Here is a 19512-nt window from a genome sequence, read left to right on the forward strand (position 1 = left end):
AGGCCGGCTCCACGAAGGTGGCTGATGCCGCGATACGCGGTGTCAGGCACGACGAGAGGAAAACTTCGTGTTGCCGTCTTGGGAACCGCTGTGGCCCTACCGGGCCGTACTCGCGGTAGACGCAAGGAACTTCGGCACGCTGACCAGCCGGGACATGCAGCGTGTCAACGTGGACATCCCGCAGCTGCTCGCGCAGGCGCTGAGCACCAGCAACGTGAGTGCGCACTGGGAACGCAGGGTCTTTGGCCAGCACACCGGCGACGGCTACGTCGCCGGTGTGGAGCCGGAGGCCCTGCCCGCGCTGGTCGCTTACTTCCCGGGCGCTTTGCGAGACGAGTTGGCGAACCGTCGGGCGGAGCGGCCCCACGAGACGCCGCTGCAGCTGAGGGTCAGCATCCACGTCGGCCCGTTGCCGGCGAGTGGTCTCGGTGAGCCGATGGTACACACCCACCGGTTGCTGGACGACGAGGCGCTGCGGGAGCTGCTGGCGCGCGCCAATCCGGCGATCACCAGTACGGCAGTGATCATCTCGCAGCGGGTCTACGAGGACGTGTTTCAGAGCGGCTGCATCGGCGGCGACGCCCTGGCCGGGCAGTTCGTTCCGCACCTGGTGAAGGTGAAGACCTTTCAGCGCCCGGCTTGGCTGCACATCCCCGGATTTGACTGGAGGCTCGCCGACCCGGCGGTCTTCGAGCGAGGGAACGGACCCGAATCGGACCCGTTGATCGACGGAGCGGGGGAGCGACCGCCGCAGTCGGCACCGCCCGGTTCGGCCGGGGTCGCCTTCACCCAGAGCGGACGGAAGAACGTCCAGGTGCGCGGCGGAATCGAGAGGCTGGAGATTCGGTGAACCGCTTCGGAGTCGGGGTGCCCAGGGAGCCAGGGAAACCGGAGGTGCCGGCCGCGCGGACGATGGTGTCGGCCGACCTGGAACAGGAGGCCGGGGCGGTCACCCCGGGGCCATTGTCCGCGCGGCAGGAGTCGGAGCCGGATGCCCTCGCGCCGTCGTCGTCGCGGACCAGCGAGGACGCCGTCACCTTCAGCCAGAACGGCGACCGGAACGTCCAGGCGTACATCCTGTTCCTGCACGGGGACTTCGTGAATCGGGTGCAAGTGCGTCCGACGGACGCTGAGTTCCTCGCCTCGGAGGAGGGGCGGTTCGTGCCGCCGCGGAACCCGAAGCAGTGGAGGTCTGGCCATGATGCCTGTCGGCGCTTCGGGGTGGTAGTGCTGAACGCCCCGTCGGGAACCGGCAGGCGGACGCAGGCGTTGCGACTGCTTCGCGATCTGGGTCTGCAGCGAATCGACGACCTTGTCCCCGAGTGGTCCAAGGTGTCCACCGGGCCGCTGCCGGACGACCAGGATTGCGGTTTCGTGCTCGACCTCTCCAACCTCCCCGAGGCGCCCGCAGACCGGTTCGGAGCCGACCTGGCAGCCTACGGGGAGAAGCTCCGCGCCAAGGGGTCGTACCTGGTGGTACTGGCCTCACCGGACGACTGGAACGGCCACTTGGCCGACCGGACGGTCGAGTTCACTGCCTGGCCGGAGTCGCCTGACGCGCGGACGCTGGTGGAGGCGGAACTCCGGGCCGGACCGGTGGCCGACCGCATCGACTGGCTTAGCGATCCGGAACTGACCCAGATCTGGTCGGGGAATCCCTCCACCCGAGAGGCCCAGCGACTGGCCGACCTCATTTCCCGAGCGCATAAGCGGGACGAAATCTCCTTGCTGGTAGACGAGTTCAGGAACTGGCCCACCGCTGTGGAAGATCTACTGCAGAAGGGCGGGACGGAAGCCCGGGATACGGTGCTGGCGATCCGTGCGACGGTGTGGGCGGGCGCCCTGCTCGATGGCGGACAGCGCAGTTCGGTGATCCGGGCCAGCGATGCACTGCAGAGGGAACTCGCCCTGGAGCGTTCATCTGCCCACGTACTCTCCGACGCGACCAGCGCGAGCAGGCTCGAGGCCGCCGGTATCAAGCTTGACGGGGAGCGCGCCCACCATGACCGGAGCAAACCGGGTCTGGCGACAGCGATCCTGCGCAGTCTCTGGAGTGAGTTCCCCACACAGAGGGACCTGATCCGGCGTTGGGCCGTCAAAGTCGTCGACGACCGGGGCATTCCCGAGGCCGACGCACGTCTCGCCGCCGAGGCACTGCGCAGCCTGGCCGTGGACCGGCGCGACCGGTCGATCCTGGACGAGCTGGCCGACCTCCAGTCCAGCCGCCGGTCCCTGGCAGTGGAGACACTCACAGAGGCAGCCGGTGCCCCCGAACTCGGCCGCTACGTCCGGGACAGGCTGCTGCAGTGGGTCAGCAACAGCAGAACCGCCGGCCACAGGGTCGACCTGGTCGTCGAGATCTGCGGAGGGAAGTGGGGCGAGGCGAATCCCGTGCTGGCCCTCACCCGGCTCGGGAAGGCCGCGGGCCGCAAGGAACTCGGATCGGAGGTAGTGAGCCGTGCGTTCCGGCAGCTGGTCGTCAAACGTCCGGACGAGGTGCGCAAGGCGGTCGGCCAGTGGCTCGCCGACCCCCGGGTGTGGGCGGACCCGAAGCTGCAGCGGCAGGTGCTTGGCGTCTTCCTAGCCGTCATCAGTAGCGACGAGGGGACCGATCTGGTCCTGGCCGACGCCGACGATCCAGCCATCCGGGAGCAGATCGTCCGAGCGTGGAGGGGCTTGCTGCGCATCGAGGGCGGCGAGGAAGCCGGGGTGGCCCAGATGCAGCGCTGGCGAGCCCGGTTCGACCAGGGCGACGTCCGACGGGAGACGGTGCAGAGCATGCTCGCGGAAGTACTTGGAGCAAGCGGATTCCAGCGGTTCTTCGACATGGTGATGATGGACGACGGTGGAACCGTCAGCCCGTTCTGGCGCGAGACGCTGCGGCGCACCCACTGGATGCCCGAGCCGCCGAGGGAGACCTCCGCACCATGAGAACCGGCGCACCCAGCATTCGGTGGGGGCGAAGGCGGGGGCGAGTGCGCGGCCGGTGGCCGACGAAGCTCCCCGGCATCGGATTCCGAGTGTGCGGGGCCGTCGCCTTCCGGCCCCCGCCCGGACGCCGGGCTGACCGTGCTGCCGCCGAGACCGCCGCTCGGCTGGCTCTGGAACACACGGGGCGGGTGATCGCGGGTGAGCACGCGCCGGACGAGCTGGAGATTGCCCGACAGCGGCTCGCCCAGGAGACCCGGACATGGCGCGAGGCCGAGGATGGCTCGGAGGTCTGCTGGCGGGCGAGGCTCACGCTGACGTTGAGCCAGGAGGACGAGGCCAGGTGCCAAAACTATCTGGATGCCCTTCGCGACGCCCGTCTGACTGCGGAGCGGGAGCAGGTTCGGCAGGACTGGATTCGGAACGTGGTGCTCGCCGCACCGAACACCGCACGTGTTTGGTGGCTGCTCAGTCACACCGGCAGTTCTCCGGCGCCCGAGTGGGAGGAATTCAGGAAGCACATTCTGCCGCTCGTCGGCGGTGTAGACGACGCGCAATCCAAGGCGGAGCGCTTCGCGCACGGGGTAGCCCACCTGTGGGACAAGCTGGGTGACGACCCGGGCAGGCATGCCCGGTTCAGCGCCACTGTGCATGACGTCCTTGACCGGATGGGGTGGACGGATACCGAGACTTGGTGGGAACAGTCGGGACTGGCAGCGAAGACAACCGCTGGCGCTGTCGCTGGTTCCGGGGTACGGCCCCGGGGCGGCGAGTCGGGAGCGGCGACATGAGACCGTCCGTGTGGCGTTGGGTCCTGGATCCGGTGACAAGTCTCTTGGCGCTGCGGATCCGGACCCAGGAGTCGACCCGCATGTCCTTCGACGCGGCCTGGCAGAACGCTCGGCTGATGCTGCACCCCGACGAGATGGTCTATCGGGAGCCGACACTGCAGCCTGCACCTCACAGCGACGACGCTGATTAGGTCCTCAGTGCGCACTGCCCCTGGATCTTGGCGCCGCCTGCCAGGGGGTAACTGCCACCTTCGAACGACGTAGGGCCCGACCGCGGTGCGGTCGGGCCCTACGTCTGCCCTGGTGGGCGGGTGCGGAGGATACGAGATTCGAACTCGTGAGGGGTTGCCCCCAACACGCTTTCCAAGCGTGCGCCCTAGGCCACTAGGCGAATCCTCCGTGGGAGAGCTTACTAGATGTTTGGGGGTGCTCGTGCACACGTTTCGCCGGGCTGACCTGGGGCTCGGTGGTGGGGGTGGCGGGGTGGGGGTGGTCACGGGGTGGGGTCGGGATCCGCTAGGCTGTTGGTCAGCCCCTCGTGTGGCGCTATCTCGCTGAACCCCCCCAGGGCCGGAAGGCAGCAAGGGTAAGTGGGCTCTGGCGGGTGCACGGGGGGTCCTGTCGTTCCCGGGGGACCCTGCGGGAGCCTCCGCCGGAACGGATGGCATCCGTATGTCAGTGGGGACCGTTATGGTCAATGACGTGTCGCTCGCTCTCTATCGCCGCTATCGCCCCGAGACCTTCGCCGAGGTCATCGGTCAGGAGCACGTCACCGGTCCGCTCCAGCAGGCGCTGCGCAACAACCGGGTCAATCACGCGTACCTGTTCAGCGGTCCTCGCGGCTGCGGCAAGACGACCAGTGCGCGCATCCTCGCGCGCTGTCTGAACTGTGAGCAGGGGCCGACGCCCACGCCCTGCGGGGTGTGCCAGTCATGTACGGACCTGGCCCGCGGCGGTCCCGGGTCGATCGACGTCATCGAGATCGACGCCGCCTCGCACGGTGGTGTCGACGACACCCGTGACCTGCGGGAGAAGGCGTTCTTCGCGCCCGCGTCCAGCCGCTACAAGATCTACATCATCGACGAGGCCCATATGGTCTCGACGGCCGGCTTCAACGCGCTGCTGAAGGTGGTGGAGGAGCCGCCGGAGCACCTCAAGTTCATCTTCGCCACCACCGAGCCCGAGAAGGTCATCGGGACGATCCGCTCGCGGACCCACCACTACCCCTTCCGGCTGGTTCCGCCCGGGACCCTGCGCGACTACCTGGCCGAGGTCTGCGGCCGGGAGGACATCCGGGTCGAGGACACCGTCTACCCGCTGGTCGTGCGGGCCGGCGCGGGCTCGGTCCGCGACTCGATGTCGGTGATGGACCAGCTGCTGGCCGGCGCCGCCGACCAGGGTGTGACCTACGCCATGGCGACGGCGCTGCTCGGCTACACCGACGCCGGGCTGCTGGACGAGGTCGTGGACGCTTTCGCCGCACAGGACGGCGCGACGGTCTTCAGCATCGTGGACCGGGTCATCGAGGGCGGTCACGACCCGCGCCGCTTCGTCGCCGACCTGCTGGAGCGGCTGCGCGACCTGGTGATCCTCTCCGCCGTGCCGGACGCGGGGGAGAAGGGCATCATCGACGCGCCCGCCGACCGGATCGCGTTGATGGAACAGCAGGCGGCGAAGTTCGGCGCCGCCGAACTCAGCCGTGCCGCCGACATCGTGAACACCGGCCTGGCCGAGATGCGGGGGGCGACCTCGCCCCGGCTGCAGCTCGAACTGATCTGCGCCCGGGTGATGCTGCCCGGCGCCTACGACGACGAGCGGTCGACCCAGGCGCGGTTGGACCGGCTGGAGCGGCGTGGGGCGTTCGGCAGTGGACATGAGGTGGCCGCACCTCCGGTGACGGCGTCCGCGCCGGTACCGGTTCTGGAGGCGGCTCCGGTACGGCATCAGCCCGTGCAGCAGGTACCTGCGGAGGCACCACCGGCCGCTGCTGCCCCTGCTCAGCCGCCCGCGGCGGCGCCGACGCAGGGCGGTGCGCCTCGCGGGGCCTGGCCGGTGCCGCGCAGCTTCCCCGCGACGGGGGGTGCGCCCAGCGCGGACCCCAGCCCCCCCGCGCCGACGGCTGCTCCCGCGCCTGCCGCCCAGCCCGCGCCGGCGCCCCCGGCCGCCCAGCAGCCGCAGACCCAGCCGCCGACCCCGCAGCAGCAGGGCGGCGCCGGGCAGGTCCGGCAGATGTGGCCGCAGATCCTGGACGCCGTGAAGGGCCGCCGCCGGGTCACCTGGATGTTGGTCCAGCAGGCGCAGGTGGCCGGTTTTGACGGCAGCACCCTCCAACTCTCGTTCGAGCACGCCGGTACCCGCGACGGGTTCGTCAACGGCGGCCATGACGAGATCCTGCGACAGGCGATCTCGGACTCCTTCGGGATGGCCTGGCGGATCGACTGCATCATCGATCCGTCGGTGGGGCGCGGCCCGGGGCCCGGTTCGGGCGGCGGGCAGCCGGCCCAGCAGTCGCAGCCGATGCAGCAGGCCGCGCAACAGCCGCAGCCGCCGCAGCAGCAGTACCAGGCGCCGCCGGCCCAGCAGTTCACGCCGCCGCCGACGCAGTCCGCCCCCCCGGTTCCGCAGCCCGCGGCGCCTGCGCAGCCGTCGCCGGCACCGCCGCCCGCGGCGCCCGTGCCGGATCCGGTCCCGCTTTCACCGGACGACGAGACGATCCCCGAGGAGGAGGCCGGCTACGGCCAAGGCATGGTCTCGGGCCCGGAGTTGATCATGAGGGAGCTGGGTGCGACCGTCATCCAGGAGATCGACCACGACCGGTGAACCCGTCGCGGGCCGAGTGCGAGGGTCGAGTGCGAGGGCGGAATGCAAGGGCCGAGTGCAAGGGTCGGGTGCAAGCGCCAAGCACGTGGGCCGAGCACGTAGGCTCAGCGGTGGAAGCCCCAGCGGATTCAGCGAGGCGAGTCAGCAAGCCGATTCAGCAGGCGGACCCAGCAACACCTCAGACAGGAGCGAACCATGTTCCCCGGTGGTGGACAGCCCGACATGCAGGCCCTGCTCCAGCAGGCCCAGCAGATGCAGCAGCAGCTTGCCCGGACCCAGGCCGAGCTGGCCCAGGCGACGGTGCAGGGTACGGCGGGCGGCGGCCTGGTGCAGGCCACCGTCAGCGGTACCGGTGAGCTGAAAGCCCTGGTTATCGACCCCAAGGCGGTGGACCCCGACGACACCGAGACCCTCGCCGACCTGGTCCTCGCGGCCGTAAGGGACGCCAACGCCGCCGCGCAGAAGCTCGCGGCCGAGCGGCTCGGCCCGCTGGCGCAGGGCCTCGGCGGCGGTGGGATCCCCGGTCTGCCGTTCTGACGCACCCCTGCGCGGACGGTGCGGACGGTGCGGACGGCCGGGTCGACGGCGCAAGGCGGTCCACCGCCTCGGACATCCATGCGCCCCCGGCGTGAATACGCCGGGTGTGTCGTGAGGCTGTGGAGGGGACCTCGGCCAGAGGATGATGGCATCCGCACCGCGCACAGCCAGCACGGCCAGCACGGCCAGTACGAGGACAGCCAGACCGAAAGGACAGGAGCGGAAGCGTGTACGAAGGCGTGGTCCAGGACCTTATCGACGAGTTGGGCAGGCTGCCCGGCGTCGGTCCCAAGAGCGCGCAGCGGATCGCCTTCCACATCCTGCAGTCCGACCCGGTGGACGTGCGCCGGCTCGCGCACGCCCTCAACGAGGTCAAGGAGAAGGTCCGCTTCTGTGCGGTCTGCGGCAATGTCTCCGAGTCGGAGCGCTGCCGGGTCTGCCTGGACCCGCGCCGGGACCCCACCGTGATCTGCGTCGTCGAGGAGCCCAAGGACGTGGTCGCGGTGGAGCGGACCCGCGAGTTCCGCGGCCGGTACCACGTGCTCGGCGGGGCGATCAGCCCGATCGAGGGCGTCGGCCCGGACGACCTGCGGATCAGGGAGCTGATGACCCGTCTCGCCGACGGCGTCGTCACCGAGCTGATCCTGGCGACCGACCCCAACCTGGAGGGGGAGGCGACCGCGACGTACCTGGCCCGGCTGCTCAAGCCGATGGGCCTGCGAGTGACCCGCCTGGCCAGTGGCCTGCCGGTCGGGGGAGACCTGGAGTACGCCGACGAGGTCACCCTCGGACGGGCCTTTGAAGGGAGACGACTTCTCGATGTCTGACACCACCACCGCCGCCATGGCGGCGCAGCGACCCGAGGAACCCGACGACTTCGCGGTGCAGATCGCGGACTCGATCGACAGCTTCGTGCTGTCCGTCCACGAGATCGCCAAGGGCGACGAGCCGGGCAGCGCCATCTCCCTGCTGCTACTGGAGGTCTCGCAGCTGCTGCTGGCCGGCGGCCGCCTCGGCGCGATCGAGGACGTGCTGCCCGAGGACCGCTACGAGCCCGACACCGGCCCGGACGCCGACGAGGACGAGCTGCGCCAGAAGCTGGCCGCGCTGCTCGCGCCGATCGACGTCTACCACGAGGTCTTCGACCCCTACGGCCCCGCGGACAAGCCCGTCCCGTGCCGGATCTCCGACGACGTCGCCGGCGTGGTCACCGACCTCCAGCACGGACTGGTGCACTACCGGGCCGGCCGGGTCTCCGAGGCGCTGTGGTGGTGGCAGTTCTCCTACCTGGCCAACTGGGGCTCCAACACCACCGCCGTGCTGCGCGCGCTGCAGTCCCTGGTCGCCCATGTCCGGCTGGACAGCCCGATCGGCGCTCCGGTCGACGGCGCGGACACCGACGACGACGGTCTGACGGACGAGCAGCTGGAGCAGCAGGCGGGCGAGCTGATGGCCGCCGAGCTGGGGATCAAGGATCTCTCGTAGCCGGATCTGTCGTGGCTGCGGCCCTGTGCCGCAGAAAGCGCGGTGATCTCGGCAGGTGAGCATCATATCCCACCATCTGGAATACCCGGGGAGCTTCCCTGCTGCTCGTTAGACTGAGCTGACCGCGCAGTAGCAGACGTGTGCCACCAGACATGCGTCGCAGTACCGGAAGATTCGAGGAGCGCACGTGGGCCTTGTCGTGCAGAAGTACGGCGGCTCCTCCGTCGCTGATGCCGAGGGCATCAAGCGCGTCGCCAGGCGGATCGTCGACACCAAGAAGGCCGGCCATGAGGTCGTCGTCGTGGTGTCCGCGATGGGTGACACGACGGACGAGCTCATCGATCTCGCGGAGCAGGTGTCGCCCTTCCCTGCGGGCCGCGAGCTCGACATGCTGCTGACCTCCGGAGAGCGCATCTCCATGGCCCTGCTGGCGATGGCGATCAAATCCCTGGGCCACGAGGCCCAGTCGTTCACCGGAAGCCAGGCCGGGGTCATCACCGACTCCGTCCACAACAAGGCGCGCATCATCGATGTGACGCCGGGCCGGATCCGTACCGCCCTGGACGGCGGCAACATCGCGATCGTGGCCGGCTTCCAGGGGGTGTCCCTGGACAGCAAGGACATCACCACGCTGGGCCGCGGCGGGTCCGACACCACGGCCGTCGCCCTCGCGGCCGCGCTGAACGCCGAGGTCTGCGAGATCTACACCGACGTGGACGGCGTCTTCACCGCCGACCCGCGGGTGGTCAGGAAGGCCCGCAAGATCGAGGAGATCGGCTACGAGGACATGCTGGAGCTGGCCTCGTCCGGCTCCAAGGTGCTTCTCGCCCGTTGCGTCGAGTACGCCCGCCGGTACAACATGCCCATCCACGTGCGGTCGTCCTTCTCGGGGCATGTCGGCACGTGGGTCCGTAACCAGCCCACAGAAGGGGGCGAAATGGAGCACGCCATCATCTCCGGGGTCGCCCACGACACGTCGGAGGCCAAGGTCACCGTCGTCGGCGTGCCCGACAAGCCGGGCGAGGCGGCGCGGATCTTCCGTGCCATCGCCGATGCCGAGATCAACATCGACATGGTGGTGCAGAACGTCTCCGCCGCCTCCACCGGGCTGACCGACATCTCCTTCACCGCGCCCAAGACCGAGGGCCGCAAGGCCATCGAGGCGCTGGAGCGGGTGCAGGAGGGCATCGGCTTCGAGTCGCTCCGCTACGACGACCAGATCGGCAAGATCTCGCTGGTCGGCGCCGGGATGCGGTCCAACCCCGGGGTCACCGCGACCTTCTTCGAGGCGCTGTCCGCCGCGAGCGTCAACATCGAGCTGATCTCCACCTCGGAGATCCGCATCTCGGTGGTGACGCGCGCCGACGACGTCAACGAGGCGGTCCGCGCCGTCCACACGGCCTTCGGCCTGGACAGCGAGAGCGACGAGGCGGTCGTCTACGGCGGCACCGGCCGCTGAGCCGGCCCTCGGCTGTATGGCAGTCAGCACTCGGCCCGCCCCTGATCCACGGACCTGATCCACGGACCAGGGGCGGGCTTTGTGTCGGTTGGGAGTAGGCGCTGACGCGGCCGCCACCGCCCCGTACCGTTGGACCGAGCCGTTGGAACGGCATGAGCAGCGAGTCGGGGGAGGGCAGCGGGATGAGGGGGCTGCTGCTCTTTTACAACCAGCACGGCCCGTACAACCATCGCCAGGGGTTGTCCGTCCAACCTTCGTGGCGGAAACGACGGGGAGCGTACTCACGGTCAGGGGCGGCCTCATGACCGCGCCCTTTCCCAATGTCCGCCGCACGGTCGAGCAGGTGGTCGAGAGCGCCGTCGACCGGGCCGGGCAGGCCGCCGCTGCCGTGGCCGCCGAGGGCACCAGCGTCGACCAGCTCACCGAGACCTACCAGGCCCACTACCGCTCGCTGCTGGGTCTGGCCGCGATGCTGCTGGACGACACCGCCTCCTGCGAGGACGTGGTCCAGGAGGCGTTCATCCGGGTCCACGCGGCCCGCCGCCGAGTGCGCGACCCGGAGAAGACCCTGGCCTACCTGCGGCAGACCGTGGTCAACCTGTCCAGGTCCACGCTGCGCCGCCGGATCATGGGGCTGCGGCTGCTGCCGAAGCCCATGCCGGACATGGCCAGCGCGGAGGAGGGCGCCTACGACGCCCTGGAGCGCGACCAGCTGCGGAAGGCGCTGCGGGGACTGCAGCGACGGCAGCGGGAGGTGCTGGTGCTCCGCTACCTGGCCGATATGACGGAGGCTCAGGTCGCGGACAGCCTCGGCATCTCGATCGGATCAGTGAAGGCGTACGGTTCGCGGGGTCTGGCGGCGCTGCGGATCGCGATGGAGAGCACGTCATGAGCACCATCAACAGCGGGGACGGCGACCGCGAGGGCCCGGAGCCCCGCGCGGACAGCGGCCGGGACGCACCCACCGACAGGGCATCCGATGCCGGGACGGGCGGAGCCGGCACGGGCGGCGGGCGGGGACCCGGGCCAGAGCCAGGCCCCGGCCCCGAGCCCCGGGCCCGGGTCCGGGTGGTCCGTCCCGGCGGAGGCAGCGCCGGAGCCCCGCCGATGCCGGTCGCACCCCCGACCGCCCTCCCGCCCTGGCTCGACCCGGCCACCGCGGCCGGACCCCCGGCAGCCGGATCAGGACCTGGATCCAGCTACTCCGAAACGGGCAGCCGCTACCCGGCGGGCCCCCGCGGCGACGCCTTCGACCCGGACCCGTACCTGGGCCCCGACGAGCGCGAGATCCGCGAGCTGCTGCACCGTGCCGTCGGCGGGCTCCAGCCCGCGCCCGGCGCGCTGGAGCAGCTGCGCCGGGCCGTCCCGCAGCGGCGGCAGCGCCGGCGGCGGATCTACGGCTCGGCCGCGCTGACCGCGGCCCTGTGCCTGATCGGCGGCCTCGCCCTGCACTCGGCGGCCGGTGAGGTGCTGTCCGTTTCAGGCCCGCAGACCACCCGGAGCTACGGGGACGCCGCCAGCAACCACTCCGCCTCCGGCGGCGCCGGGATCAGTTCCAGCCCCAGCTACTCGCCCCTGCTGCCCTATCCGAGCCTGGACTCCGGGGGCACCCTCGGCGGAGCGGGGACCTCGGGGGGCGGCAGCACCAACGCCGTCTCACCGGTGCCGGGTTCTCCGGGCAGCGGCCGGCTCCAGCCGACCGGCCAGTCCTCGGGGCAGGGCGGTACCGCCGCGCGGTACACCACGCCGTCCCCCGGCGCCCCGATCGTGCCGACCACGTCCGCGGTCACCGGTTCCTCCTCGGTGGCGAACTCGGCGTCGACCGCCCCGGCCGCGGCCGAGTGCGTCCAGTCCCAACTCGGCGCGGGCACCGCCACCGTCGCCGCCGCGGACTCCGCCGGGATCGTCTACGGCACGTTCCTGGTCACCAATGTCTCCGCGAAGACGTGCGTGGTCTCGCAGCCGGGCACGGTCGCGGTGCTGTCGGTCAACGGCACCGATCCGTCCTGGATCACCATCACCCAGCACACCGCGGGGGACCCGGCCGGCGGCCTCCCGACCCCTGTTGCCACGCCGGCGCCGGTGGTGCTGGCCCCGGGCAAGGCGTACGCGGTCGGCTTCGCCTGGGTGCCGACGACCGGTACCGGTGCGCCGAGCTGCGTCACGACCAGTCCCAGCGCCTCCGCTTCGACCGCCGGGAGCGGCGGAACGTCCGCCGCACTAAGTACGCAGTCGCAGTCGAACGACCCCAGCAGCACCACCGGGCAGCCGTCGGTGGTGCTCGGGCACACGCCGGGCGCCGGGGGCAGCGCGGTGTCGGCGGTCGTGCCGAACGCCTGCGGCGGCACCGTGTACCGTACGGCGCCGCTGGCCACAGTCGGCTGACCAGGGCCTCGACGGCGGCGGGGACAGGCCGGGGGCCCGGTCGGAGCGGCCAGGTCCGCGCTGGTTACCGTGGTGGTGTGTACCGGTTCCTCCTGACCCCCCGCTGGCTCGGCATCAATGTGTTCGCCCTGCTGGCCATCCCGGTGTGCATCTGGCTCGGCGTCTGGCAGCTGAGCCGATTCGAGCAGCGCACCCATGCGGGCGAGCACCGCACCGCCGCCGCGCTCGCCGCGGCGGAGCGGTCCGTGCCGCTGGCCCCGCTGCTCCAGGGCGCGGATCGGGAGACCGTGATCGCCAGCGACGTGGGTCGCGAGATCACCTTCACCGGGACCTATGACACCGCGCACCAACTGCTGGTGCCGCAGCGGACGGTCGACGGCAGGAGCGGCTACTACGTGCTCACGCCGCTGCGTCCGGAGGGCGGGGGCCTGGCCGTCCCGGTCGTCCGGGGCTGGACCGCGAGCCCCGCCTCCGTCCCGGCCGCGCCCGCCGGGCTGGTGGACTTGCGCGGACGGCTGCAGACCTCGGAGGACGCGAGCTCGCCCGAGGTCATCAGCAGCGGCAATCTGCCGACCGGGCAGGTGGGCATGATCAGCCCGTCCACCCTGGTCAACCTGCTGCCCTACTCGGTCTACGACGGCTGGATCGCCCTGGACGCGGGCAAGGGCGGCAACGGCGGCGCGGACGGCCCGGACGGGCTCACGGCCGTGCCGACGTACCAGCCCTCCGGCGGCAACGGGCTGACCCTGCAGGCGTTCCAGAACCTCGGCTACACCTGTCAGTGGTTCGTCTTCGCCGGGTTCGTCGTCTTCATGTGGGCCCGGTTCGCGCGCCGGGAAGTCGAGATGGCCCGGGACCGCGCCCTCGGTCTCGTCGAGGTCTGATTCGCGGTCTGAGGCGCGGTCTGATTCGCGGTCTGAGGCGCGGCCCGACGCAGGATGCGAGCGCCGCCAGCGCGAAGCCCAGCAGCACCAGCACGGCGGCGCGGGTGCCGTCCGGGCCGGGGACCAGGTGCAGGGTCAGCGTGACCGCGGCCACGCCGAGGGCGGTGCCGACGCCCCGGCCCATGTTGACCATCCCGCCGCCGGTGCCCGCCGCGGACGGCGGTACAGCGCGCATCACCAGGGTGTTGTTGGCGGGGGTGAACACCCCGAGGGAGAGTCCGAGCAGGCCCAGCGGCAGCGGGAGGACCGGGGCGGTGGCCGGCAGCACGGCCATCAGCGCCAGCGCGGCCACACAGCCCGCCATGCCGAGCCTGGACCGCACCCCGTCGTCCCAGCCCGACGGCAGCAGCCGTTCGGCCAGCGTGGCGGCGAGCGCGAAGCCCAGCGGGAGGGCCGTCAGCACCAGCCCGGCGAACAGGGCGGATTCGCCCCTGCGGCCGAGCTCCACGGGCACCAGCACCAGCGGGCCGAACAGGATCAGGTAGCCGCAGAGCCCGCTGAACAGGCCGGGGGCGATCCCGCCGGGACGCAGCAGGCTCAGGTCCAGCAGCGGTTCCGCGCGGCCGGACTGCCGTCGGACGAAGGCCCGGCCCGCCGCCACCGCTGCCGCGAGCAGCACGGCGGCGGTCCACAGCGGCAGCCCCAGCCCGGAGCCGACGGACAGGGCGAGCAGCGCGGCGGCACTGGCGGCGGCAAGCAGCAGCACGCTGTACCCGTCCACGCCGGAGCCGCCGCAGCGCTGCCGGGTGCGCGGCAGCAGGAAGTGCCCGGCGAGCAGGGCGAACACCCCGACCGGGACGTTGACGAGGAACACCCAGCGCCAGCCGACGGTGGCGACCAGCGCGCCGCCGACCGTGGGTCCGAGAGCCAGGCCGATGGCCTGTCCCGCGGCCTGCATGCCGAGCGCCGAGCGCATCCGTCCGGGCGGGGCGCTGGTGGTGACCAGGGCCACGCTGTTGGCCTGCATCAGCGCGGCGCCGAGGGCCTGGACCACCCGGAACGCGACCAGCGCGGCGAGGCCGGGCGCCAGTCCGCAGGCCGCGGAGGCGGCGGTGAACACCGCGAAGCCGTACAGGTACATCAGCTTGCGGCCGTGCCCGTCGGAGAACCGTCCGGCCGGGACGAGCAGGGCGACCAGCGCCAGCAGGTAGGCGAGGGAGACCCACTCGACGGCGGCCGGTCCGGCGTGGAACTCGGTGCCCAGCGGCTGGTAGGTGAGCGTGACGATGCTGGCGTCGAGCTGGCCCATGAACGCCCCGAAGCACACCGTCGCCACGGCCAGCCGCCAGGCCCAGGGGCGGTCCCTGAGCCGGCCGGGGCGGGGACGCTCCTGCGTCAGCAGGTCCCAGCCGCGGGGGATCGGCCCCGGCGGCAGCGGGGTGAGGTGGCCGCTGCCGGTCATGGGGTCGCTCCGGGGGGAGTCATGGGTCCATCTTATATCGGTCACAGATATAATCGGAATGCGATGTGTTCGGTAACAGACTCAGGGCCCGGGACGTGCGAAGCCCTCCCACGCGGCCGGGAGCAGATGTGCTGCCGGCCGCAACGCCGCTCTGACCCTGGCTGCCCCGCGAGCTGTCGCGGCCGCGCCTCCGCCGACCGCCACCGCTCGGGCGCCCAGGCCCGCGCAGGCGCGGCAGATTCCCGCCTGGGGGACGGGATCACCGCACTTCCCGCACTCGCGCAGTCGAGCCATGGCCGTGACCGGCGGCAGGACGGGCGGCAGTTTGCGGATCAGCCGATCACGCAGGAGGGCGACGGGGGAGTGCACCTGTGCGGGTAGGCCCGGCAACAGGGCCTGGGCGAGGTCCTGCTGGGTGCATCCTCGCTCCAGCCACTGTGCCACCAGCGGTGCGAGTGACGCCGCCTCGGGAAAGCCGAGCCGTAGTCGGGGCTCGGGGCGGAGCACCCGGAACAGCAGGGCAACGACCGAGGGCTCCCCACCGCTGCTCGGCTGCGGCTGCGGCTGCCGCTTCGTCTCGGCCTCCGGGGGGAGGGTGGGTTCTTTCTCTTGGTTCTTTGGGAGGGCGTCAGGGATTCCGGCGCCTGGCGGACCGGAACCTGGACGGGTGAGCTCCGGTGCGACCTGCTGAGGTGTGTCCCAGACGTGCGACACGCTGAGGATGGTGCCGTTCTCCTGACGGACCTTTTCGACCCGGTAGTAACCGAGCTTCGCCAGTTCCCTGAGTGCCTTGCCGACCGCCCCGCGCCCCTGTGGGCTGCGGTCGGCCATCTGCCGCCCGTCCTCGCGCCAGTCGTCCGGCCGCGACAGCAGGTCGGCGAGCAGGCCCCGGGCGGTGTAGCTCAGCCGCCGGTCCTGAAGAGTCGTGTTGGGCAGAACGGTGAAGTTGTGGGTGTGGCCGCTACGATGGATGTGCATGGGAGTTGCTGCTCCTGGTGCCGGACCCCGGGGTGTTGGTAGCACCGCCGGGGTCACCTTTTTATGGGTGAGATCTCGGACGATAGCCCACAAACCAGGTCGGTCGCCATCGAACAAACGTGGCTTTGACTATGCGTCATATTGACGAATTCAGGCCGGGGTTCACCCAGGAACAACTCCGGTCCGAGGTGTCTTCTCTCCGTGGACAGCGGTGTACTCGGCCGCCAGCCAGGGGCCGAGGTCGTCGATCAGCATGGCGAGCACGGCCGGGTCGGCGGTCGGGGTGCGGGCGGTGGCCGCGGCCAGGCGCATCTGTGCGGCACGTTCGGGGTAGTAGCGGCCGAAGACCTCGGCGGATCGGGTGAGGTCGCTGGTCCACCCACCCCAGCGAGGCATCACCAGGGTGAGCCCGCTCCGGACGATTCGACGGGCCGCGCCACGGCTGAGCGCGCGCAGGCGGTCCTCGTCCAGGTGGTCCGCTTCCCGTCGTTCGCGCCAGCGGGGAAGTGCCAGGCCCAGATCCCCGTTGGTCTCGCGGGCCAGCAGAGGGGTGGGGCGGTAGCGGGGCAGTTCGTCGGCGAGATCGTCCCCGAGCAGGGGTGTGCACAGACAGGCGACGAACCAACCGAGGTCATGGCGTTCGAGTTCGCTCAGCAGCGTGCACGTACTGAAGAGCAGCACGCCGACCCCATTGACCTGCGAAAACTCCTCGTCGATGGCAGCTTCGAGCCTGTCCGCCGCAGCCCGGTCGTCCGGGGTCGGCTCGCGTCGCAGGGCGAGCAGCAGATCGAGGTCGGACACCCCGGGGACTGCGTTGCCACGCGGAATGCTGCCGTAGAGGTAGGCGCTGTGCAGCCGGTGCCCGCGATCGAAGTTTTCCTCGATCAGCTGGCGCGCGAAGTCCACCACCGGCGCGAACTCACCCTGCACACGCCTGAGCGAGCCCTCCCGGGCGATGCATCCGTCGTCGTCCAGCCCTTCACCAGCCATAGTGGTCACTCTGGCCGAGTGGTGTCCACCGGGCGAACCCATTTAACGATCGCGCTCCGCGCCGCCCTGACCGAATGGGCGGAACCGCGGCCGGAACCTGAGCGTCGATCAGCAGCAGCGCCCCCTGGTGATCTGTGCCCGGCTCCCTGAGTATTGTTCAGATCTTCGACCACCGAGGCAGCGGGAACCGGGTCGACGCGTCAACTCCCGTCCCAGCGCAGGAGTACCGCCCGATGTCCGCAGTTCCCGGCCGCCACGCCCGTCCCCGCACGCCCTTCGGGCACCGGACCGCCGCGATCTCGGCGGCCACCTCGCTGGGCGGTCTCACCGCCGCACTGCTCGGCGGCACCGCCGCGCAGGCGGCCACGGTGACCACGGCGGGCACCACCGAGACCCCGGTGAGCAGCTACACCGTGGTCTCCGGCGACACCCTGTCCGGCGTCGCAGCCAAGGAGCCCGTGCCCGGGGGCTGGAGCGCGCTGGCGAAGGACAACAGGATCAGCTCGCCGTATGTGATCCGCCCCGGAGAGAAGCTGGCGCTTCCCGCGGGCTCGTACGTGCTCACCCCGGTCAAGGCCCAGACGTCGCCGTTCCCGGTCGCGGTGACGGTCGGCAGTGCCACCGAGGTGATCACGGTCAAGGCCAGCGGCTCCTATGCGACCGTGACCGCCTGGCAGAAGAGCGGCAGCACCTGGAAGGCCGTCTACAGCACCAGGAGCGCACGGATCGGCGCGAAGGGCATCACCAACGGCGCCACCCGCGTCCAGAACACCAACACCACCCCGACCGGGACCTACTCCATCACCCAGGGCTTCGGCGTCGGAGCCAACCCCGGCACCGCCATGCCCTACCACCAGGTCACCAGCCACGACTGGTGGGTCGAGGACCCGACCTCGTCCTACTACAACCAGATGCGCACCGACACCCAGGGCGGCTTCCACCTCACCCAGTCCGGCGCGGACGGCAGCGAGCACCTGATCGAGTACCCCACGCAGTATCACAACGCCCTGGTCATCAACTTCAACATGAACCCCGCCGTCAAGGGCAGCGGCGCCGGCATCTTCCTGCACGACCTCGGCCCCCAGGCCGGCCCCACCGGCGGCTGCGTCGCCCTGCCCGCCACCGTTATGACTCAGATCATCAAGTGGGTCAAGCCGACGGCCCATCCCGTCATCGCGATCGGCTGAAGCTCTGCGAGGCGTGGCGCGCGCCCGCTGTCGCCACAGGGAGTCGTCGGTCCGGCCGGCCGTAAGAATTCCCTCGTCGCCGACTGGGCGGTCATGGAACCTTGGACGTCATGACTTCTGACGCTGTCGTCCGGGCCCGCCATCTCGTGGCCGAGTATGTCCCCGGTGCGTTGGTCGCGATCCTCGCCGGATCGAGCGCACGAGGGCAGGCGACCAGTACCAGTGACCTGGACATCGCCGTGCTCGTCCCCGACGGTGCCGGGACCAGGCGTGAGACGCTCCGCTACAAGGGTCTACCGGTGGAGCTCTTCGTCCACACCCGGGCAGGGCTCGCGGAGCTCTTCTCCGCGGATGCTGCCTCGCGCCGGGGGACCATGCAGCACATGTACGCCGAAGGCGTCGTCGTCATCGACCAGGACGGAGCGGCGGTGCGGCTGCAGGCATGGGCGCAGGAGCTCCTGGCCGAAGGGCCGGCTGCGCTCGGCCCCGAGGCAGTCGAGACCGCCAGGTACGCCCTGACCGACGCCATCGACGATCTCGCCGACGCAGCGGACCGGTTCGAGCAACTCGCTGTGGCGGCAGTCGTTCTGCAATCCGCTGCCGACCTTCTCCTCGACCACCACCACGCCTGGTACGGAGCAGGAAAATGGTTCCCCCGCCGACTCCTCGCAGTCGACGCCGAGCGAGGAACCGCGCTGCTCGAAGGCCACCTCCGGCTCTGCGAGACCGCCGACCCGACACCTCTCCTCCTTGCCGCCACCCAGGTCCTGAACCTCGTCGGCAGCCCCCTCTCCGAGGGCTACCACCGCACTTGGCCCGGGGCCGGCCAATAACCGACCCTGAAAGCGGTATCGGCATTGCCGGTTCAGAGCCGCCAATCGAAAACGCTCAGGTTCTTGTAACCGACAGCGGACTTGCTCGAGAGCTCCGGATGAAGCGCCGCGATCTGTGGTGCAAGAGCCAACGCATGTGGGGCCACGGCAATCGGGTGCTGCTCCCCGAGAACCACGGCGTCCCAGCCGACACATTCATCGTCGCCGGTCCAGCCACTGCCGGCTGCGTAGCAGCACCGTAGCGTCGGAGGTCCGCTCAGTAGATCGTTTCCTGACAAGTCGTCACCCAGGAGGCTGAACGGCCGGTCGTCGCCTTCATCGTCGGCGCTGGGCTCCGACCTTGGTCGCGGACGTGCGCAGCCGCTTGGCCGGCACCGTGTCCCGGACCTTCAGGAGTCGGCCGGCGGCTTCCAGGACGGCACCGGTGGCGTGGCGGTCGCAGCGCCACAGTTGGGCACGGGCACGGGCACGGGCACGGGCACGGGCACGGGTGCGGGCACGGCGGTCACGGCGAAGGGTTCCCTCGTCGCCCGCGGTGGGTGCCGTTGCCACCTCTCGCACCGCGCCGAGTCCGACTTGGGACGCGGACGCGTCCGCGTGCTGCTTCTCGGCCTTCTCTCCACCCGCGATGGGACCCTCCGCTTCCGCAGCCCGCGGTGCCTGGAACCGTAGCTCACGGCGCTTCCGTCGCACCGGCCCCAGCGGCTGCCATGTAGAGGCCGCACTGCATGGGCGCACCGGGCTCGAGACCGGCTGGCGGCCCGGCCGATCGG

The 19512-nt window shown here is 70.8% G+C and carries 17 protein-coding genes, 1 tRNA gene and 1 other RNA gene; 14 read left to right on the forward strand and 5 right to left on the reverse strand.

Going from position 1 to position 19512, the window contains the following annotated elements; all coding sequences use genetic code 11:
• Positions 1 to 67 precede the first annotated feature (67 nt).
• The 3 genes from ABH941_RS25140 to ABH941_RS25150 all read left to right on the forward strand — a co-directional run bounded on the left by ABH941_RS25140 (position 68) and on the right by ABH941_RS25150 (position 3719).
• Complete coding sequence (locus tag ABH941_RS25140) at positions 68 to 850, forward strand: hypothetical protein (protein ID WP_370131739.1); 783 nt, start codon at positions 68 to 70, stop codon at positions 848 to 850.
• Complete coding sequence (locus ABH941_RS25145) at positions 847 to 2931, forward strand: hypothetical protein (RefSeq protein ID WP_370131740.1); 2085 nt, start codon at positions 847 to 849, stop codon at positions 2929 to 2931. The genes ABH941_RS25140 and ABH941_RS25145 overlap by 4 nt, the downstream gene beginning before the upstream one ends.
• A 188-nt stretch (positions 2932 to 3119) precedes the next feature.
• On the forward strand, positions 3120 to 3719 hold the full coding sequence (locus ABH941_RS25150; protein WP_370131741.1) for a hypothetical protein: 600 nt from the start codon (positions 3120 to 3122) through the stop codon (positions 3717 to 3719).
• 314 nt (positions 3720 to 4033) lie between these two features.
• Here the strand turns inward: ABH941_RS25150 and ABH941_RS25155 are convergent.
• Positions 4034 to 4118: transfer RNA gene (locus ABH941_RS25155), tRNA-Ser, on the reverse strand.
• 128 nt (positions 4119 to 4246) lie between these two features.
• Between ABH941_RS25155 and ffs the strand changes: the two genes are divergently transcribed.
• The 9 genes from ffs (at position 4247) to ABH941_RS25200 (ending at position 13289) form a co-directional block, all read left to right on the forward strand.
• Positions 4247 to 4343, forward strand: an RNA gene (gene ffs / locus ABH941_RS25160) — signal recognition particle sRNA small type.
• A gap of 78 nt (positions 4344 to 4421) precedes the next feature.
• Positions 4422 to 6539: a DNA polymerase III subunit gamma and tau gene (locus tag ABH941_RS25165; RefSeq protein ID WP_370131742.1), complete on the forward strand. Its 2118-nt coding sequence runs from the start codon at positions 4422 to 4424 to the stop codon at positions 6537 to 6539.
• A gap of 195 nt (positions 6540 to 6734) precedes the next feature.
• A complete protein-coding gene (locus ABH941_RS25170) occupies positions 6735 to 7076 on the forward strand; it encodes a YbaB/EbfC family nucleoid-associated protein (protein ID WP_370131744.1) in 342 nt (113 codons plus the stop codon).
• Positions 7077 to 7303: 227 nt separating this feature from the next.
• On the forward strand, positions 7304 to 7903 hold the full coding sequence (gene recR / locus ABH941_RS25175; protein ID WP_134003084.1) for a recombination mediator RecR: 600 nt from the start codon (positions 7304 to 7306) through the stop codon (positions 7901 to 7903).
• A complete protein-coding gene (locus ABH941_RS25180) occupies positions 7896 to 8561 on the forward strand; it encodes a DUF5063 domain-containing protein (RefSeq protein ID WP_208329329.1) in 666 nt (221 codons plus the stop codon). The genes recR and ABH941_RS25180 overlap by 8 nt, the downstream gene beginning before the upstream one ends.
• Before the next feature lie 187 nt (positions 8562 to 8748).
• On the forward strand, positions 8749 to 10020 hold the full coding sequence (locus ABH941_RS25185; RefSeq protein WP_370131745.1) for an aspartate kinase: 1272 nt from the start codon (positions 8749 to 8751) through the stop codon (positions 10018 to 10020).
• A gap of 301 nt (positions 10021 to 10321) precedes the next feature.
• The gene (locus ABH941_RS25190; RefSeq protein ID WP_084714108.1) at positions 10322 to 10912 is read left to right on the forward strand and encodes a SigE family RNA polymerase sigma factor; all 591 of its coding nucleotides are present in this window, start codon (positions 10322 to 10324) and stop codon (positions 10910 to 10912) included.
• Positions 10909 to 12405 (forward strand): hypothetical protein, encoded by a 1497-nt coding sequence (locus ABH941_RS25195; RefSeq protein WP_370131746.1) that lies wholly within the window; start codon positions 10909 to 10911, stop codon positions 12403 to 12405. Before ABH941_RS25190 ends, ABH941_RS25195 begins: the two co-directional genes overlap by 4 nt.
• A 77-nt stretch (positions 12406 to 12482) precedes the next feature.
• Positions 12483 to 13289, forward strand: a complete 807-nt coding sequence (locus ABH941_RS25200) for an SURF1 family protein (RefSeq protein ID WP_370131747.1) — start codon at positions 12483 to 12485, stop codon at positions 13287 to 13289.
• Here the strand turns inward: ABH941_RS25200 and ABH941_RS25205 are convergent.
• From ABH941_RS25205 to ABH941_RS25215, 3 genes are all read right to left on the reverse strand, one after another.
• On the reverse strand, positions 13216 to 14751 hold the full coding sequence (locus tag ABH941_RS25205) for an MFS transporter (protein WP_370131748.1): 1536 nt from the start codon (positions 14749 to 14751) through the stop codon (positions 13216 to 13218). The two genes, ABH941_RS25200 and ABH941_RS25205, sit on opposite strands and share 74 nt — an antisense overlap.
• Positions 14752 to 14832: 81 nt before the next feature.
• A complete protein-coding gene (locus tag ABH941_RS25210) occupies positions 14833 to 15729 on the reverse strand; it encodes a hypothetical protein (RefSeq protein WP_370131749.1) in 897 nt (298 codons plus the stop codon).
• 162 nt (positions 15730 to 15891) lie between these two features.
• Complete coding sequence (locus tag ABH941_RS25215) at positions 15892 to 16719, reverse strand: nucleotidyltransferase (RefSeq protein WP_370131750.1); 828 nt, start codon at positions 16717 to 16719, stop codon at positions 15892 to 15894.
• A 233-nt stretch (positions 16720 to 16952) separates the two neighbouring features.
• Here ABH941_RS25215 and ABH941_RS25220 point away from each other — a divergent pair, with 233 nt between their 5' ends.
• Both ABH941_RS25220 and ABH941_RS25225 read left to right on the forward strand, forming a co-directional pair.
• A complete protein-coding gene (locus ABH941_RS25220; protein WP_370131751.1) occupies positions 16953 to 17906 on the forward strand; it encodes a L,D-transpeptidase family protein in 954 nt (317 codons plus the stop codon).
• A gap of 110 nt (positions 17907 to 18016) precedes the next feature.
• On the forward strand, positions 18017 to 18739 hold the full coding sequence (locus ABH941_RS25225; protein ID WP_370131752.1) for a nucleotidyltransferase domain-containing protein: 723 nt from the start codon (positions 18017 to 18019) through the stop codon (positions 18737 to 18739).
• 315 nt (positions 18740 to 19054) lie between these two features.
• Here ABH941_RS25225 and ABH941_RS25230 read toward each other — a convergent pair whose 3' ends face one another.
• Positions 19055 to 19291, reverse strand: coding sequence for a hypothetical protein (locus ABH941_RS25230; protein WP_370131753.1), 237 nt, complete (start codon positions 19289 to 19291; stop codon positions 19055 to 19057).
• Positions 19292 to 19512 lie beyond the last annotated feature (221 nt).

The sequence above is a fragment of the Streptacidiphilus sp. EB103A genome (assembly GCF_041261405.1).
In the GTDB taxonomy this organism is placed as follows: domain Bacteria; phylum Actinomycetota; class Actinomycetes; order Streptomycetales; family Streptomycetaceae; genus Streptacidiphilus.

Bases quoted from the DNA above. Each gene is read 5' to 3' on its own strand.
- ABH941_RS25205 (WP_370131748.1), bottom strand. From the start codon at position 14,751: ATGACCGGCAGCGGCCACCTCACCCCGCTGCCGCCGGGGCCGATCCCC.
- ABH941_RS25220 (WP_370131751.1), top strand. From the start codon at position 16,953: ATGTCCGCAGTTCCCGGCCGCCACGCCCGTCCCCGCACGCCCTTCGGG.
- ABH941_RS25225 (WP_370131752.1), top strand. From the start codon at position 18,017: ATGACTTCTGACGCTGTCGTCCGGGCCCGCCATCTCGTGGCCGAGTAT.
- ABH941_RS25170 (WP_370131744.1), top strand. From the start codon at position 6,735: ATGTTCCCCGGTGGTGGACAGCCCGACATGCAGGCCCTGCTCCAGCAG.
- ABH941_RS25195 (WP_370131746.1), top strand. From the start codon at position 10,909: ATGAGCACCATCAACAGCGGGGACGGCGACCGCGAGGGCCCGGAGCCC.
- ABH941_RS25180 (WP_208329329.1), top strand. From the start codon at position 7,896: ATGTCTGACACCACCACCGCCGCCATGGCGGCGCAGCGACCCGAGGAA.
- ABH941_RS25210 (WP_370131749.1), bottom strand. From the start codon at position 15,729: ATGCACATCCATCGTAGCGGCCACACCCACAACTTCACCGTTCTGCCC.
- ABH941_RS25190 (WP_084714108.1), top strand. From the start codon at position 10,322: ATGACCGCGCCCTTTCCCAATGTCCGCCGCACGGTCGAGCAGGTGGTC.
- ABH941_RS25215 (WP_370131750.1), bottom strand. From the start codon at position 16,719: ATGGCTGGTGAAGGGCTGGACGACGACGGATGCATCGCCCGGGAGGGC.